General features: G+C 75.5%; 1 protein-coding gene and 1 pseudogene. Both read left to right on the top strand.

The annotated features are described in order from the left end of the window. Positions 1-358 (top strand): annotated as a pseudogene (locus tag B7767_RS40930) (SAM-dependent methyltransferase); the annotation flags it as partial. A 4-nt stretch (positions 359-362) separates the two neighbouring features. Continuing rightward, a partial coding sequence (locus B7767_RS40925; RefSeq protein WP_143652953.1) for a hypothetical protein occupies positions 363-600 on the top strand: 238 nt, incomplete at its 3' end.

Genomic DNA, 600 nt, shown 5'->3' with positions numbered 1-600 from the left:
GGTGCTGCGCGAGGTGCGGCGGGTGCTGCGGCCCGGCGGCCGGCTGGTCTTCTCGGTCACGCACCCGATCCGCTGGGCGTTCCCGGACGAACCGGGATCGGAAGGGCTGAGCGTGTCCGCGTCGTACTTCGACCGCACGCCCTACGTCGAGCAGGACGAGGGGGGCCGCGCGGTGTACGTCGAGCACCACAGGACGCTCGGGGACCGCGTCCGTGACGTCGTCGCCTCGGGGTTCCGGCTGGTGGACCTGGTGGAGCCGGAGTGGCCGGCCTGGAACACCTCGGAGTGGGGCGGCTGGTCGCCGCTGCGCGGGAACCTGATCCCGGGGACGGCGATCTTCGTGTGCGTACGGGACTGAGTGCGTGATCCGTTACGACGCCCTGGACGCCCTCCCCGTACGCGAGGCCCTGCCGGGGCTGACCGACGCGCTCGACGCGCACGGCACCGCCGTCCTGGTGGCGCCGCCCGGCACCGGTAAGACGACGCTGGTGCCGCTGGCGCTGGCGGGACTGCTCGGGGACGGGCCCGCGCGGCGGGTGGTGGTCGCCGAGCCGCGGCGGATCGCGGCCCGCGCGGCGGCGCGGCGGATGGCGTGGCTGC

Source organism: Streptomyces sp. 13-12-16 (assembly GCF_002114215.1).
Taxonomy (GTDB): Bacteria; Actinomycetota; Actinomycetes; order Streptomycetales; family Streptomycetaceae; genus Streptomyces.
This window is presented reverse-complemented; position numbering and strand designations above follow the sequence as displayed.